This window comes from Streptomyces odonnellii (assembly GCF_000981895.1).
GTDB classification, from domain to species: Bacteria; Actinomycetota; Actinomycetes; order Streptomycetales; family Streptomycetaceae; genus Streptomyces; species Streptomyces odonnellii.
This window is the reverse complement of record NZ_LATD01000126.1, coordinates 1-14,628: the sequence shown is the minus strand read 5'-3', so window position 1 is coordinate 14,628 and position 14,628 is coordinate 1. Positions and strand designations below refer to the sequence as shown.

General features: G+C 71.9%; 11 protein-coding genes. 6 read left to right on the top strand and 5 right to left on the bottom strand.

Annotated features, from left to right (window positions below; translation table 11 throughout):
• Positions 1-119 precede the first annotated feature (119 nt).
• From WH07_RS13490 to WH07_RS13470, 5 genes are all read right to left on the bottom strand, one after another.
• Positions 120-668, bottom strand: coding sequence for a GNAT family N-acetyltransferase (locus WH07_RS13490; protein WP_046499927.1), 549 nt, complete (start codon positions 666-668; stop codon positions 120-122).
• Positions 669-739: 71 nt separating this feature from the next.
• Positions 740-1,576 (bottom strand): NAD-dependent epimerase/dehydratase family protein, encoded by an 837-nt coding sequence (locus tag WH07_RS13485; RefSeq protein WP_046499925.1) that lies wholly within the window; start codon positions 1,574-1,576, stop codon positions 740-742.
• Positions 1,576-2,454, bottom strand: a complete 879-nt coding sequence (locus WH07_RS13480; protein WP_079023199.1) for a carbohydrate ABC transporter permease — start codon at positions 2,452-2,454, stop codon at positions 1,576-1,578. The genes WH07_RS13485 and WH07_RS13480 overlap by 1 nt, the downstream gene beginning before the upstream one ends.
• 36 nt (positions 2,455-2,490) lie before the next feature.
• On the bottom strand, positions 2,491-3,429 hold the full coding sequence (locus tag WH07_RS13475) for a carbohydrate ABC transporter permease (RefSeq protein WP_232788861.1): 939 nt from the start codon (positions 3,427-3,429) through the stop codon (positions 2,491-2,493).
• 17 nt (positions 3,430-3,446) lie between these two features.
• Positions 3,447-4,835 carry an ABC transporter substrate-binding protein gene (locus WH07_RS13470; RefSeq protein WP_079023198.1) on the bottom strand — a complete coding sequence of 463 codons (1,389 nt, stop codon included), beginning with the start codon at positions 4,833-4,835 and terminating at the stop codon, positions 3,447-3,449.
• A 158-nt stretch (positions 4,836-4,993) separates the two neighbouring features.
• Between WH07_RS13470 and WH07_RS13465 the strand changes: the two genes are divergently transcribed.
• The 6 genes from WH07_RS13465 (at position 4,994) to WH07_RS13440 (ending at position 14,619) form a co-directional block, all read left to right on the top strand.
• Positions 4,994-5,779 carry an IclR family transcriptional regulator gene (locus tag WH07_RS13465; RefSeq protein WP_046499968.1) on the top strand — a complete coding sequence of 262 codons (786 nt, stop codon included), beginning with the start codon at positions 4,994-4,996 and terminating at the stop codon, positions 5,777-5,779.
• A 104-nt stretch (positions 5,780-5,883) separates the two neighbouring features.
• Positions 5,884-7,212: an enolase C-terminal domain-like protein gene (locus tag WH07_RS13460; protein WP_046499919.1), complete on the top strand. Its 1,329-nt coding sequence runs from the start codon at positions 5,884-5,886 to the stop codon at positions 7,210-7,212.
• Complete coding sequence (locus WH07_RS13455) at positions 7,209-7,877, top strand: ThuA domain-containing protein (RefSeq protein ID WP_046499917.1); 669 nt, start codon at positions 7,209-7,211, stop codon at positions 7,875-7,877. Before WH07_RS13460 ends, WH07_RS13455 begins: the two co-directional genes overlap by 4 nt.
• Positions 7,862-8,941 carry a Gfo/Idh/MocA family protein gene (locus tag WH07_RS13450; protein ID WP_046499915.1) on the top strand — a complete coding sequence of 360 codons (1,080 nt, stop codon included), beginning with the start codon at positions 7,862-7,864 and terminating at the stop codon, positions 8,939-8,941. Before WH07_RS13455 ends, WH07_RS13450 begins: the two co-directional genes overlap by 16 nt.
• Before the next feature lie 199 nt (positions 8,942-9,140).
• Positions 9,141-12,233, top strand: coding sequence for an alpha-mannosidase (locus WH07_RS13445; protein ID WP_046499913.1), 3,093 nt, complete (start codon positions 9,141-9,143; stop codon positions 12,231-12,233).
• A complete protein-coding gene (locus WH07_RS13440; protein ID WP_046499966.1) occupies positions 12,226-14,619 on the top strand; it encodes an ROK family protein in 2,394 nt (797 codons plus the stop codon). Before WH07_RS13445 ends, WH07_RS13440 begins: the two co-directional genes overlap by 8 nt.
• Positions 14,620-14,628: the final 9 nt, after the last annotated feature.

Genomic DNA, 14,628 nt, shown 5'->3' with positions numbered 1-14,628 from the left:
GAGCCGGAGCCGCCCGGGCCCGGGCCGCGCGATGCCTCACGCCGCGGGCGTGGTCGCGGGCCGCGCGATTCCTGACGCGCGGGTCCGGTGCCTGATCACGCCGGCACCTCGCGGTGCCCTCACACCAGCGGCTTGACCAGCAGCTCGAAGGCCAGGTCGTCGCGCTGCGGAATGCCGAACCGCTCGTCGCCGTACGGGAAGGGCTGGAGCTTTCCCGTACGGCGGTAGCCGCGCCGCTCGTACCAGGCGATCAGTTCCTCGCGGACCGTGATCACGGTCATGTGCATCTCGCGGACCCCCCAGTCCCGCCGTGCGAGACGCTCCGCCTCGGCGATGATCCGCCGGCCGAGACCCCCGCCCTGCGCGCCGGGCAGCACGGCGAACATGCCGAAGTAGGCGGCCTCACCGCGGTGTTCGAGCTGGCAGCAGGCGATCAGCCCGCCGTCGCGCTCCACGGCCAGCAGCCTGCTGACGGGCGACTCGATGACCTCCAGCACCCCGCGCGGGTCGGTTCGCCGGCCTTCCAGGATGTCCGCCTCGGTGGTCCACCCCTGGCGGCTGCTGTCCCCTCGGTAGGCCGACTCGATGAGGGCGACCAGCGCCTCGGTGTCGGCCGCCGTGGCGTCCCGGTAGCTGAGTTCGCCGGTGGTGCGCGGGGCGGTGTCCATGGTGCGTGTTCTCCGTATCCGGTCTTGCGTCCTGGCCCGGCGTCGCGCCCCGGGTCCGAATCCTCCGCAGCCTAACCCGGACGGTCGTACCGCGGTACGAATCCGAGCAGCCGGGCGCAGGCCCCGGTGTCGAACAGCGAGCCGTGGCCGGCCAGCTCGGCGAAGGCGGGCACCCCGGGGTGGTATCGCTGCATCAGCTCGGCGGTCGGCACCGGCGAGCTGGTGTCGCGCGCGGTCACCTGGAGCACATGGCAGCCGGACAGCTCCGTCTCCAGCGCCCGCCGGACGGCCTCGGCCGCGTCCCTGGTGTCCAGCCATCCCCACAGGTCCATGCGGTGCGCCGCGGGATCGGCCCGTACGGCGTCGAGCTGGAGGCGCAGCCGCTGTCCGGTGCCGGTGAAGGGGAACCGCAGACAGACGATGTCCGTGCCGTAGCGGCGGTGGGTGGCGCGGGCGGTCTCCTCCAGGACGATCTTCGACAGTCCGTACGGGTCCTGGACGAGCGTCGGATGCTCCTCGTCCAGCGGGACGTATCGCGGCGACTGCGGTACGGGCGACCAGGCGAGACCGACGGCGGCCATGCTGGAGGCGGCCACCACCCGGCGCACCCCGCAGCGGCCCGCCTCGTCCAGCACCCGGTGCGCGGTGAGGCAGTTGGTGGCGAAGAGGTCGCTCGCGTCGTCCGACTTGGGGTGCGGGATCGCGCCGAGATGGACGACCGCGTCCGCCCCGTCCATGGCCTTGCGCACCAGTCCGGGGTCGCGCAGATCACCGGTGTGGACCGCCTCGGCGCGCGGGTCGTCGACGGGGATCAGATCGGTGGCGACGACCAGGTGGCCGCGGGCCAGCAGGTTGTCCCGTACGAACTGTCCGATATGGCCGGCGGCTCCGGTGACCAGCACCCGCATCAGCCCTTCACCGCCCCGACCAGGCCGTTGACGAAGTACCGCTGAAGGCTCAGGAAGAGCAGGATCACCGGGATGACCACGATCAGCGCGCCCGCCATCAGATTGTTGTAGTGCGGCACGTTCTCGGCGGAGAGCGTCTGGAGGCCCAGCGGCAGGGTGTAGGTGGACGGGTCGTTGAGCGAGACCCGGGTGAGCAGGAACTCGTTCCAGGTCGGGATGGCCGTCAGCAGCGCCACCGTGATCAGCGCGGGCCTGGCCAGCGGCAGATAGACACTGGCGAAGATCCGCAGTTCGCCCGCGCCGTCCACACGGGCCGAGTCGCGCAGCTCGCCCGGTACGGCCGCGAAGGCCCCGGTCATCAGGAGGATGGACAGCGGTGCGCCGCCGTTGACGAAGGGCAGCACCAGTCCGAAGTGGGTGCCGAGGAGGCCCAGGGTGTTCTCCAGCAGCACGATCGGCAGCATCACCGTGATGCCGGGCACGAACAGCAGCGACACGAACAGCTTCTGGAGGAAGCCCCGGCCGGGGAAGCGCAGCACGGCGAAGGCGTAGCCGGCCGCCGCGTAGATCACCAGGGTGAGCACCACCGTATAGCCGGTGACCAGCAGGCTGTTCAGGAAGAAGTCAAAGAAGTGCAGCTTGTTCCAGGTGTCCACGAGGGTGGAGAGCGTCGGGTCGTCGGGGATGAGATGTCCGCCGCGTACGACCTCGATCTGGTTCTTGAAGGCCGCCGACACCATCCACAGGAACGGGTAGACGCTGACGATTCCGTACAGGGCGAGGAGTACGCCGACGACGGAACGGGCGACCAGCCGGCGGGTACGCGCCGCGCGCTCGTCCGGCGGGCCGGGGCGCGCCGCGAGGGATGTCGATGTCATGTGGTGCTCCGCGATGTCATGTTCCGCTCCGGGGCGTCATGTCCTGCTCCGCAGCGCGCGCAGATTGATCAGGGCGAGGACCAGGGCCGCGGCGAACAGGATCCAGCCGAGCGCGCTGGCGAGCCCCAGGGTGGGAGCGAGCTGCTTGAGGAAGGCGAGGCGGTACGCCTCCAGGCCCAGCACATTGGTGTGGTCGCCGGGGCCGCCGTTGGTCATCACCAGGAAGGTCTGGAAACCCTGGAGGGACTCCCGCAGATTGAGCAGGGTCACCACGGCGGTGATGGGACGTACGAGCGGCCAGATCACCGAGGCGTTGGTACGCCACCAGCCGGCGCCGTCCAGCTCCGCGGCCTCCAGCACGCTGCGGTCGATGCTCTGGAGTCCGGTGAGATAGAGGAGCATCGCGACCGGGACCAGGCCCCAGACCGTCACCACGATCATGGTGGGCAGGGCCGTGGACGGATTGCCGAGCCAGCCCTGCGGCTGCTGGAGGGAACCGAGACCCACGCTGCCGAGCAGGGCGTTGATGGCGCCGTCCGGCTGGAGGATGTACTGCCAGGCGAAGAAGACCGCGACCCCGCTGGTCACGTACGGCAGGAAGTACACCGAGCGCAGCACCGACTGGAAGCGCCGGACGCGGTTGAGCAGGACGGCCAGCGGAAAGGAGACCGCGACGGTCAGGGCCGGGGCCGAGATCATGACCCAGAGGGTGTTGAGCGCGGCGTTCCGGACCCGGGGCGCGTAGACGGGGCTGCGCCACAGCAGGTCGGCGTAGTTGTCGAGACCGACCCACTTCCAGTTCGGGGTGAAGCCGTTCCAGGTGGCGAAGCTGAGCGCGAAGCCGTAGCCGACGGTGTACAGGCCCATGACGCAGAACAGGACCACGGCGGGGCCGACGAACAGGTAGCCGGTGAGCGCCTCGTACGAACGCGGGCGCCGACGGGATGTCTCACCTGCCGCCGGCGCCTCCGTCACCGCGCCAGGAGCCATGGTCACTGCGCCGCCGCCCAGAAGGAGGCGTTCAGCTCACGGAGCTTCTTGGCGGTCTGCTCGACGGACTGCTGCTTGAGCGGGCTGAGGTCGGCGAGGATCGCGCCGGCGTCGTCCTGCTCGTAGCCCGGTGCGCGGAACTCGTTGCCGCGGTTGGGGTCGTAGGTGTTCTGCGGGGTGCCCTTGAAGCTCTCGACCATGGCGGAGAGCGCCGGGCCGAGGACGGTGGCGGAGTCCGCGCCGAGTTCGGTGGCGGGCACGTCGGACGCGTCCTTGGCGAACTTGGCGGCGACCTTCGGGGTGGAGAGGAACTCCATCCACTTCTTGGCGTTGTCGGGCTGCTCACTGGTGGCGGTGACACTGAGGCCGGTCAGCGCGAGCGGGCCGAGCGCCCGGTCCGGTACGGCGCCGTCCTTCAGGGAGGGCAGGGCGAACGTGATGACGTCCTCGGGGTTCATGCCGTTCTGCTTGAGGAAGGCGAGGGTGAAGGTGCCGCCGACGTCGAAGGCGGCCTTGCCCTGGGCGAAGGCCTGGTCCGCCTCGTCGATGGTGAGGCTCTGGGCGCCCGGCATCCAGTACGGCGTCAACTGGTCGTACAGGCTCAGCACCTTGATCCCGTTGGGCGAGCCGAAGTCGGCGCTCTGGTCCTGGCCGAAGAGCGCCTCGTACCCCTGCTGTCCGAGCTGGCTGAAGGCGAGCGGCTGGAGGACCCACGTCAGTCCGGTGGCCTGGACCTTGAGGCCGAGGGCGAGACCGCCGGTGGTGGGGTTCTTGGCGGTGGTGGCCTTGAGCGCGTCGAGGAACTCCTGCCAGTCGGCGGGGGGTTCGGTGATACCCGCCTCGGCGAGCATCTTCTTGTTGGCGTAGACGATGCCGAAGGTGCCCACGGTGAGCGGCACGCTGTAGCGGGCGCCGTTCTCGATGCCGTGGTCCTTGGCGGTCTCGGGCTGGGAGTCCTTGAAGCGCTGTTCTGTGACGAGTCCGGACTGCTGTACGGGCTGCTGGATACGGGCGGCCCAGTCGCCCTTGAAGTCGCCGCTGATGTCGGCCGCGATCCCGGCGGCGCCGAAGACCCGGTCCTCGCCGTCGGAGTGCACCTCCAGCACATCCGGCAGATCACCGGTCTTGGCCGCGCTCTGCACCTTGGTGGTGTACGCGTCGTCGGGGGTGTAGGCCTCGACCTTGACCGAGATACCCGTCTGCTTCTTGAACTCGGCCGCCGCGGCGCGCAGCGCGCCGACATGCGACTGCTTGAACGTCCACATCTCCAGCGAGGACGAGTCCCCGCCGGAGTCGGACGAACTGCCGCAGGCGGCAAGGGTGGTCAGTGAGAGGGCGGTTGCCGCCGCGACCACCGCGAGCCGGACATTCCGCGAAAAAGGTATGCGCATGGCCCCTGCCTAAGGATTAACCGTTCAGAAGACCGAATGACGTTGGAGTGACTGAACTTATGGTCGGGGTGATATAGCGTCAAGACGCACGTCGAGATTTCGTGCTGACCGGATCGCCGAGGGGCGCCGGTGCGGGAAGCGGAGGTTCCGTGGAATCGGTGGCAGCAGCAGCGCGCGGGCGCAGGCCCGAAGAGGTCAAGTCCGCCGCTCGGGTACTGGAGGTGCTCGAACTGCTCGGCGCGGAGGGCGCCCGGCTCTCACTCGCCGAGATGGCCGGCGCGATGGCCGTGCCCAAGAGCAGTCTGCACGCGATCCTGCGCACGATGGAGGCACGGCGCTGGGTGGACCTCGACCCGTCGGGGACCCGCTACAGCCTTGGCCTCAAAGCCCTGTTGACGGGGACCGCGTATCTGGAGGGAGACGATGTCGCGAGCCTCGCGGGGCCGGTGCTCGACGCGCTCGCCGAGGAGACGGGCGAGTCGGTGCACTTGGGCAGACTGGACGGTACGGACGTGGTCTACCTGGCCAAACGTGAGTCGCGGCACGCGCTGCGGATGTACTCGGCGGTGGGCCGCAGACTTCCCGCGCACGCCACCGCGCTGGGCAAGGCGATGCTCTCCCAGTACGACGCGGCCGAGGTGCGTATGCGTCTCAACTGGCCGCTGGAACGGCTCACTCCGGACACGGTGACCGATCCCGAGGCGCTGCTGGGCCAGCTCGCGGAGGCCCGGCTGCGGGGGTGGGCGATGGACGACGGCGAGAACTCGCCGGACATCCGGTGTGTGGCCGTGGCGCTCGGCACCGGCCAGGGCGGCGGCGACGCGATCAGCTGCTCGGCGCCCAAGAGCCGGATGGACGACGCGCGCGCCGAGGAGGTGGCCCGCGCGGTCACCGAGGCGGCCCACTCACTGGGCACTCTGCTCAAGCGGCTGGGACAGCACTGAGCCCTTCGGGGGCCATATTTGGTAGAGTCATTGACAAATGAAAGTCGACCTCCCTACGTTCGGATGGCGGTACATCATTCTGCTATCCGTACGCTGGAGTTCGCATGGCTCAGCCCGATGCCCGCTCCGTCCCTCCCGCTGTCCCCACTGATCCCGCTGCCCCCGCCCTTCTCGCCCCCGCGCCCTGGGTCGAGGAACGCGGCGCCAAGGTCCGCATCACGGCCGTACGCACCTTTCTGACAGCCCCGCACGGCTGTCCCCATCTCATCGTCCGGGTGGAGACCAATGACCCGGGGCTGTACGGCCTGGGGTGCGCCAGCGACCCTCAGCGCACCCTCGCCGTACGGTCCGTGCTCGACGCCTATCTGGCGCCGCTGCTCGTCGGGCGTGATCCCGACGACATCGAGGACCTGCACCGGCTGATGCTCAACAGCGCCTACTGGCGCGGCGGTTCGATCACCGGGAACGCCCTCGGCGGTGTCGACGTCGCCCTGTGGGACCTCAAGGCGAAGCGGCTCGGCGCCCCGTTGTACTCGCTGTTCGGCGGCCGGGTCCGTACCCGCGCCGACGCCTATACCCATGTCGACGGCACCGACGCCGCGGAGATCGCCGACAAGGTGACCGCCGCGCGGGAGCGGGGCTACCGGCATGTCCGCGTCCAGGCGGCGGTGCCCGGTTCGGACACCTACGGCACCGGCGCGGGCGGCACGCCCGACGGCCGGGCGCTGCGCCACCGCGCGGTGCCCTGGGACTCCGCCGCGTACGTAAGGACCGTACCGGCCGTACTGACCGAGGTACGGGCCCGGGTCGGCGACGGCACGGAGCTGCTCCACGATGTGCACGAGCGGCTCGATCCCCGGCAGGCGCGCGACTTCCTGCGCCGGGTCGAGGGGGCCGGGCTGTACTTCGTCGAGGACCTGCTCGCCCCGGAGGACTCGGCGCACTTCGCGGGGGTGCGCGCGGGCTCCTCCGTACCGCTCGCCGTCGGTGAACTCTTCAGCGACACCGGCCAGTTCCTGGCACTGCTCGACGGTCCCGTGCCGGTCATCGACTTCGCCCGGGTACGGATCCCGACCCTGGGCGGGCTGACCCCGGTGCGCAAACTGGCCGCCTACTGCGAGCTGCGCGGGGTACGGCTCGCCCCGCACGGCCCCGCCGATGTCAGCCCCGTCGCCCAGGCCGCCACCCTCGCGCTGGACATCAGCAGCCATGCCTTCGGGGTCCAGGAGGCCGCGGTCTTCAAACCGGCGGTCGCCGAGGTCTTCCCCGGCACCGTCACCGCCCGGGACGGCGGCCTCACTCCGCATGAGACCCCCGGGCACGGTGTCGACTTCGACGAGGCCGCCGCCCGCCGCCACCCCGTACCCGAACCGCTGGAACACGACCGCTGGGCCCTGCTGCGCAGCACCGATGGGAGCGTGCAACGACCGTGACCTCCGAAACCTCCGGAGACCGCAAGGCACTTGTCGTCCGCGGCGGCTGGGAGGGCCACCAGCCCGTGGTGATCACGGAGCTGTTCCTGCCCTTCCTGCGCGCACGCGGCTTCACCGTACGTACCTCCGCAACCCTCGATGTCTACGCCGACGCCGAACTCCTGGCCGCCACCGATCTGGTGGTGCAGTGCTGGTCCATGGGCGAGATCACCGCGGAGCAGAGCGCCGGGCTCACCGCGGCCGTCCGCGCGGGCACCGGACTGGCCGGCTGGCACGGCGGAATCGTCGACTCCTTCCGCGGCGATGTCGGCTATCAGCTTCTGACCGGCGGGCAGTTCCTGATGCATCCGCCCGGCTTCTCCGACCACACCGTCACACCGGCGCGGGAACACGACGCCCATCCGGTCATCGCCGGACTCGGCTCCTTCCAGGTCCACACCGAGAAGTACTGGATGCTCACCGACCCGCTGATCGATGTCCTCGCGACCACGGAGTTCGCGGCCGACGAGGACCGGGCGCGGCCGGTCACCATGCCCGCCGTCTGGACCAGGACATGGGGCGCGGGCCGGGTCTTCGTCTCCGCGATCGGTCACAAGCCGGACGACTTCGACGTGCCGGAGGTACGGACACTCACCGAGAGGGGACTGCTGTGGGCGAGCCGCTGAGGATCGGGATGGTGGGCGCCGGCAAGATCAGCGGCGCCTATCTGGACACCCTGGAACGGCTGGACGGTGTGGTCCTGACGGCCGTCACGGATCTCGATCCCGCCCGCGCCGGGGCGGTCGCCGACCGGGTCCCCGGAGTCGCGGTCAGCGGCTCGGTGGCCGAGCTGGCGGCGCGCCCAGATGTCGACGCCGTACTGAATCTGACGATCCCCGCGGTCCACGCCGAGGTGGCCCTGGCCGCGCTGGCCGCGGGCCGGCACGTGTACGGGGAGAAGCCGCTCGCCGCCACCCTCGCCGAGGCGGACGCCATGCTGGCCGCCGCCGGGGCCGCGGGGGTGCGGATCGGCTGCGCGCCCGACACCGTGCTCGGTACGGGGATCCAGACGGCGCGCAGGGCGGTCGACGACGGGCTGATCGGCACGCCGGTCGCCGCGACGGCCTTCATGACCACCCCGGGGCATGAACGCTGGCACCCGGACCCGGAGTTCTACTACCGGCCCGGCGGCGGACCGCTGCTCGACATGGGGCCCTACTACCTCTCCGCCCTCGTCCATCTGCTGGGCCCGGTCGCCCGGGTGACCGGCGCGGCCTCCCGGCCCCGCGCCGAGCGGGAGATCGGCAGCGGCCCCCGGGCGGGCGAGAGGTTCGCTGTCGAGGTGGACACGCATGTCACCGGCGTACTGCACCATGCGAGCGGGGCGCTCACCACCCTGGTGATGAGCTTCGACATCCATGCGGCGCGGCTGCCCAGGATCGAGGTGCACGGCACCGGGGGATCCCTTTCGGTACCCGACCCGAACGGTTTCGACGGGCCCGTCGCACTCCACCGCGGCAGCGGCGACTGGGAAACCCTTCCCGTGTCCGCCGGATACGCCGGAGCCGGGCGCGGCACCGGTCTCGCGGATCTGGCCGAGGCGCTCGCCACGGGCCGTCCGCACCGGGCGTCGGCCGAACTGTCGCGCCATGTCCTCGACATCATGCTGACCCTGCTCGCATCGGCGCGCGAGGGCAGGGCACTGCCGGTGGAGAGCACCTGCGCCAGGCCGGAACCGGTGAGCGGATGAGCGGGCGGACCGGCTGAGCACGCCCGCGTAACGTCAATTCAATTACTTTCCGGGGCCTTCACTATTCGGCCATTAATTGACCTGACAGCCGCCCATCAGGCCCTTATCACCTGGCACTGGAAGGAATGGGGAAAGGCGTTGACTTGATAACACTCTTGGTTTTACATGGCGGTTACTGGCTGGACAGGAAGGGCCGCCCATGCATGACCGCAGGAAGTCCGGAGAAGAGCGGATAGCCCATTTCCTCGCCGCCCGTCTGCGCCCCGCGCTCTACACCGGACGGCTTCCGATGGAGGTCGGCGCCTGGCACATTCCCGGCGAGCCGGTCCCCGTCGGTGTGGCCCTGCGCGCCGACTACACGCCCTTTGTGGTCGGGGACGCGTGGGGCCGCCCCTGGTCCACCACCTGGTTCCAGGTCCGTGCCACCGTCCCGGAGCGCTGGGCCGGCCGGCGGGTGGAGGCGGTCTTCGACCTCGGCTTCGACAGCCGTGCCGAGGGACTCGTCCATGACGCGCACGGCACTCCCCTCCAGGGCCTGCACCCGCTCAACCGGTCCCTGACCGTCTCGACGGCGGCGAGCGGCGGCGAGCAGGTCCGGCTGCTCGTCGAGGCCGCCGCCAATCCCCCGATCGACGCGGAATCCGGCACCGGCACGGCGTACGGCGATCCGGTCACCGCGGGCGACGAGCCGCTGCACCGGCTGCTCCGCGCCGATCTCGCCGTCCGCGACGAGGACATCTGGCAGCTCATCCATGACATCGATGTCCTCGACGGCCTGATGCGCGCCCTCCCGTTGGAACTCCCCCGCCGGTACGAGATCCTGCACGCCCTGGAACTGGCCGTGGACGCCGTCGATCCGCGCGATGTGGCCGGCACCGCGGGGGCCGCCCGCGCGGTCCTCGCCCCCGTACTCGCCCGTCGCGCCCATGAGTCGGCGCACACCGTCGCCGCCGTCGGCCACGTCCCCGAGGCCCCGGCCCGGCTGTGGCCCGCGCGGGAGGCGGTACGGAGCACCGCACGCGCCTTCAGCACGATGACCGCGCTGGCCGACGAGTACCCGGAGCTGATCTTCGCCGCCGCCTCGGCCCAGCGGTACGCCTGGATGAAGGACCACCACCCGCATGTCTTCGAGCGGGTGCGCAAGGCCGTCGCCGACGGCAACTGGGCGCCGGTGGGCGGGATGTGGGTGGAGGCCGACGGCGCGCTGCCCGGCGGCGAGGCGCTGGTACGGCAGTTCGTGTACGGGCGGCGCTTCCACCGCGAGGAGCTGGGCGGTGACACCGACGGGGTCTGGCTGCCCGGCTCCCTCACGATGAGCGCCGCTTTTCCGCAGGTGGCCGCGCTGGCGGGAGCCCGCTGGTTCCTCGGCGGCCGGGCGGCGTCGGGCGATGTGCCGCAGGGTGCCTTCTGGTGGGAGGGGCTCGACGGCACACGTCTGTTCAGCCATCTTCCGCCCGCCGCCCAGGACTTCGGCCTCACCGGCGTCACCGGCCTCGCCTCCTTCGCCGACACGACCGGCCGTGGCGCGGGCACCCGCTCCCTGCTGCCCTTCGGCCAGGCGGACGGCGGCGGGCCCACCCGGGAGGCCCTGGAGCGCGCCCGCCGCCTCGCCGATCTCGAAGGCTCGCCCCGGGTCGGAATCCGGCATCCGTCGCACTTCTTCCGCGACGCCCTCGACGAGCGGGCGGACACCCCGGTGTGGCGCGGCGAGCTGTCCGCACCGGCCAGGAGTGGTACGTACACCAGCCAGGCGCGCACCAAGCGCGGCAACCGGCGCGCCGAATCCCTGCTGCGCGAGGCCGAGTTGTGGTCGGCGACGGCCGCGGTGCGGGACGGCATCCCGTATCCGTACGAGGAGCTGGAAGCGCTCTGGAAGAAGGTCCTGCTGCTCCAGAGCCATGACATCCTGCCGGGCACCTCGATCGCCTGGGCGCACCAGGAGGCCGAGCGTGCCCACCGCGAGATCCACCGGGGTCTCGAACAGCTCGTGCGCCGCGCGGTCGGCGCGCCCGACGCGGAAACCGCTGTCTTCAACGCGGGTCCGTACGCCCGCCGCGAGGTGGTCGTCCTCGACGGGGACCGGCCCGCGCAGGGCGGTCAGCGGCTCGCCGACGGCCGGATCGCGGTGCCGGCCGGGGCACCCGCGCTGGGCCGTGGTCCGGTGGGCGCCGAAGAGGCCGCGGGGGTCGCGCCGGTGAGCGCCCGGCCCGCCGAGGGCGGCGGAGTCCTGCTGGACAACGGGCTGCTGCAGGTCCGTCTCGACGCCGAGGGGCTCGTACGCTCCGTGCTGGACCTGAGCACCGGCCGGGACGCCATCGCACCCGGTGCCGTCGGCAATCTGCTGCGGCTGCACCGCGACGACGCGCCGCGCGGCGGCGCCTGGCGTCTGGACCCCCACTACCACCGCACCGGCCGGGACCTGGACCGCGCCTGCGAGGTCGAAGTGACCGCGCGCGGCCCGCTGCTGGCGTCGGTACGGGTGGTGCGGAGCACCGGCAGATCCACCATCGAGCAGGAGCTGTCCCTGACGGCGGGCAGCCGCGTGCTGAGCGTCGCCACGGAGGTCGACTGGCGCGAGCGGGACACCCTTCTCAAGGCCGTCTGGCCGCTGGACGTGCACGCCGAACACAGCACGGGTGAGATCCAGTTCGGCCATGTCGAGCGGCCGACGCACCACAACTCCGGCCCGGACGCGGCCGGTCCGGAACTCTGGGCGCACCGCTGGATCCATGTCGGCGAGCACGGCTGGGGTGTCGCGCTGGCCGGTGACTCGGCATACGGGTACGACGTCTCGCGCCACACCCGCGAGGACGCCGGCACCACCACGACCGTGGGGCTCTCCCTGCTGCGCGCCCCGCACTCCCCCGATCCGCACGCCGACCGCGGGCCCCAGGTCTTCCGCCACACGTTGCGGCCCGGGGCCGGAGTCGGCGAGGCGATCGCCGAGGGGTACGCCCTCGCCCTGCCGCTGCGCCCGGGGGCCGCCGGGCCCGCCGGGGCGCCACTGGTGTCGGTGGACCATCCGGATGTGGTGGTGGAGGCGGTGAAGCTCGCCGACGACCGCTCGGGGGATGTGATCGTACGGCTCTACGAGTCGCGCGGCGGCCGGGTCCGTACGGCGCTCACCGCCGCCTTCCCGGTCGTGGGCGCCCGGGAGACCGATCTGCTGGAGGAGACACTCGCGGACCGCCCGTACAGGAACGGCTCGGTGGCGCTGACGCTGCGGCCGTTCCAGATCCTCACCCTGCGGCTGGTGCGCGGGGACGGCCGGGCCGGGGGTGGCCGTGCCTGAGGCCCCGCTCGGCGCGGGCCTCGACGGCTCACCGGCCCCGGCCGGCCCGGCGGCTCCGGCCGACCCGCTGGCCCCCGAGCACCGGGCCGTGCTGCGCCGCTGGGCCGAGGAGGGCGGCGCGCTCGCGACCCGTGCGAGCGTCGTCCTGCTCGCCGCCGACGGGCTCCGCGACGCCGAGATCTCCCGTCGGCTCGGGGTGTCCCGGCAGACCGTGGGGAGCTGGCGGCAGCGCTGGACGAGCGCGGGGCTCGACGGGCTCGAACACCGGCCGCGCACCGGCAGACCGGCCACCGTCGACGAGGCGGAGGTGGTGACCCGTACGCTGCTGGCGCCCGGCGGCAGCGGCGCGTCCCGCGCGGTCGCCAGGGAGCTGGGGCTCTCGCACGCCACGGTCGCGGGGATCCGGCGGCGCTGGCGGCTCGGCCCCGACGAGGCGCGCGCCCCGTCCGTACCGACCAGACCACCGCTGCCCGCCGCCGCGGTGTGGGTGATGGGACTGTACGTGGACCCGCTGCGCGCGGTACTGCTCGCGGGGACCCGGCGGGGCACCGACCGGCCGGCCGCCGCCGGAACGGTGATCGGTACGGAGGTGCTGGCCGGTCTCGACCGGGCGCTGGAGGCCGCGCTGTCGGCGGCGAAGGCGCGCCAGGACGGACGGGACGGCGGACCCGGGACGGGCGGGGCGGACGGTCTGGCGGAGTATCTCGCGGAGGCCGGCCGCAGCCATCCGGACCTGGGCCTGCACGCGATCACACTCTGGGATGCCGGCTCCGGGTCCGTACCGCCTTCGTACGAAGGTGAGGTGACGTGTCATCAGATCCCGGCGCGGTCGAGCTGGCGTACCTTCCTGCGGGCCATGATCGCGCTCGACAGCACCAGCCATCCCGAGTCCTCGCGCCGGGTCTATCTCGATCTCGCGGCCGAACTGGAGCGCTATGCCACCGCGCGGTCCGACCGGCCGTGCACGGCGGTGCGCTGGCTGCGCGAGAACGTGGCCGGGCATCTCGCCGCCCGCCACCCGGCAGGACCGGCCGGCGGCCCGGCGCGGAGCCAGTCGTGGAGCGGGGTCAACCAGATCGACCTCGGCTCGTTCAACGAGTGCGTGGTCATCGAGACGGTACGGCTCTCGGGCACCATCACCCGGGGCGAGATCGCGCACCGTACCGGCCTGACCCAGCAGTCGGTCTCCCGGATCGCGCGCTCGCTGCTGGACCGCGGCATCCTGATCGAGGACGCCCAGCGGCGCGCCACCTCGGGCAAGCCCCGGACACCGGTGCGGCTCTGTGGTACGGCGGCGCACGCGCTCGGCATCCATATCGACCCGGAGGTGCTGACCGCCGTCGTCATCGACCTGGACGGGGCGATCGTGTGCACCCGTACCCGGCCGGTCACCCCCGACACCGATCCCGCGGAGTTCGTGGAGCGGGTGGCCGCGCTGGGCCGCGAGACACTCGCCGAGGCACGCGGCGCGGTACGGGAGGACGGCTTCCTGGGCATCGGGGTGGCCGTGCCGGGGCCGGTCGACATCGCCTCGGGCACGGTGCTGGGGCCGCCGCTGATGTCGGCGTGGGGCGATCTGCCGCTGCTGTATCTGCTGAAGGACCACTTCCCGTGTCCCGTCCTGATGGAGAAGGACTCCACCGCGGCCGCCGCCGGGGAGCGCTGGATCGGCCGGGACCGCAGGGCCAGGGACTTCGCGTATCTGTATCTCGGTACGGGCGTGGGCACCGGGCTCTATCTCAACGGTGACATCTACCGGGGGATCAGCTCCAACGCCGGGGAGTTCGGGCAGCTCTGCGCGATCGCGCTGGGGCGGGTGGGCAAGGACGGCCGGCCGGAGATCCTGCCCGAATGCAATCCGCCGGTGTCGGTGCCGGATCTGGCGGTACGGGGCGGAATGCGGCCCGTGGCGAGGGCGTCGGGCACGACGGCCCCGGCCACCACGGCCCCGGGGAACACCGCTTTGAGGGGTGTCGCTGCTGGAAGTACCGCTTCGGGGAGCACCACTTCGGGAAGTACCGCGGCCTATCTGGCGGTGGGCGAGGCCGCCGCCGCGGGCGACCCGGCGGCGGTGGGTGCCGTACGGGAGGTGGCACAGGCGGTGGGGCGCGGGGCGCTGGGCCTGGTCGATCTGCTGGACATCGATCTGATCGTGCTCGGCGGGCCCTTCTTCACCGAGGATGTCGCGGGCTTCTACCTGGACGAGATCGCCCGTACGGTCAATGAGTTCCCAACGGCCCGAAGACTGCGCCGAGTCGAGGTCGAGCCCTCCGTACTCAGCGCTGAGGCGGCGGCGGTGGGTGCCGCCTCGACCATCTTCCACGCGACGTTCACGCCCCGGCTGCGGGGGCGGGAGGGCCGGGCACGGCATCTGCCGGTGGGCTGAACTGCCGTG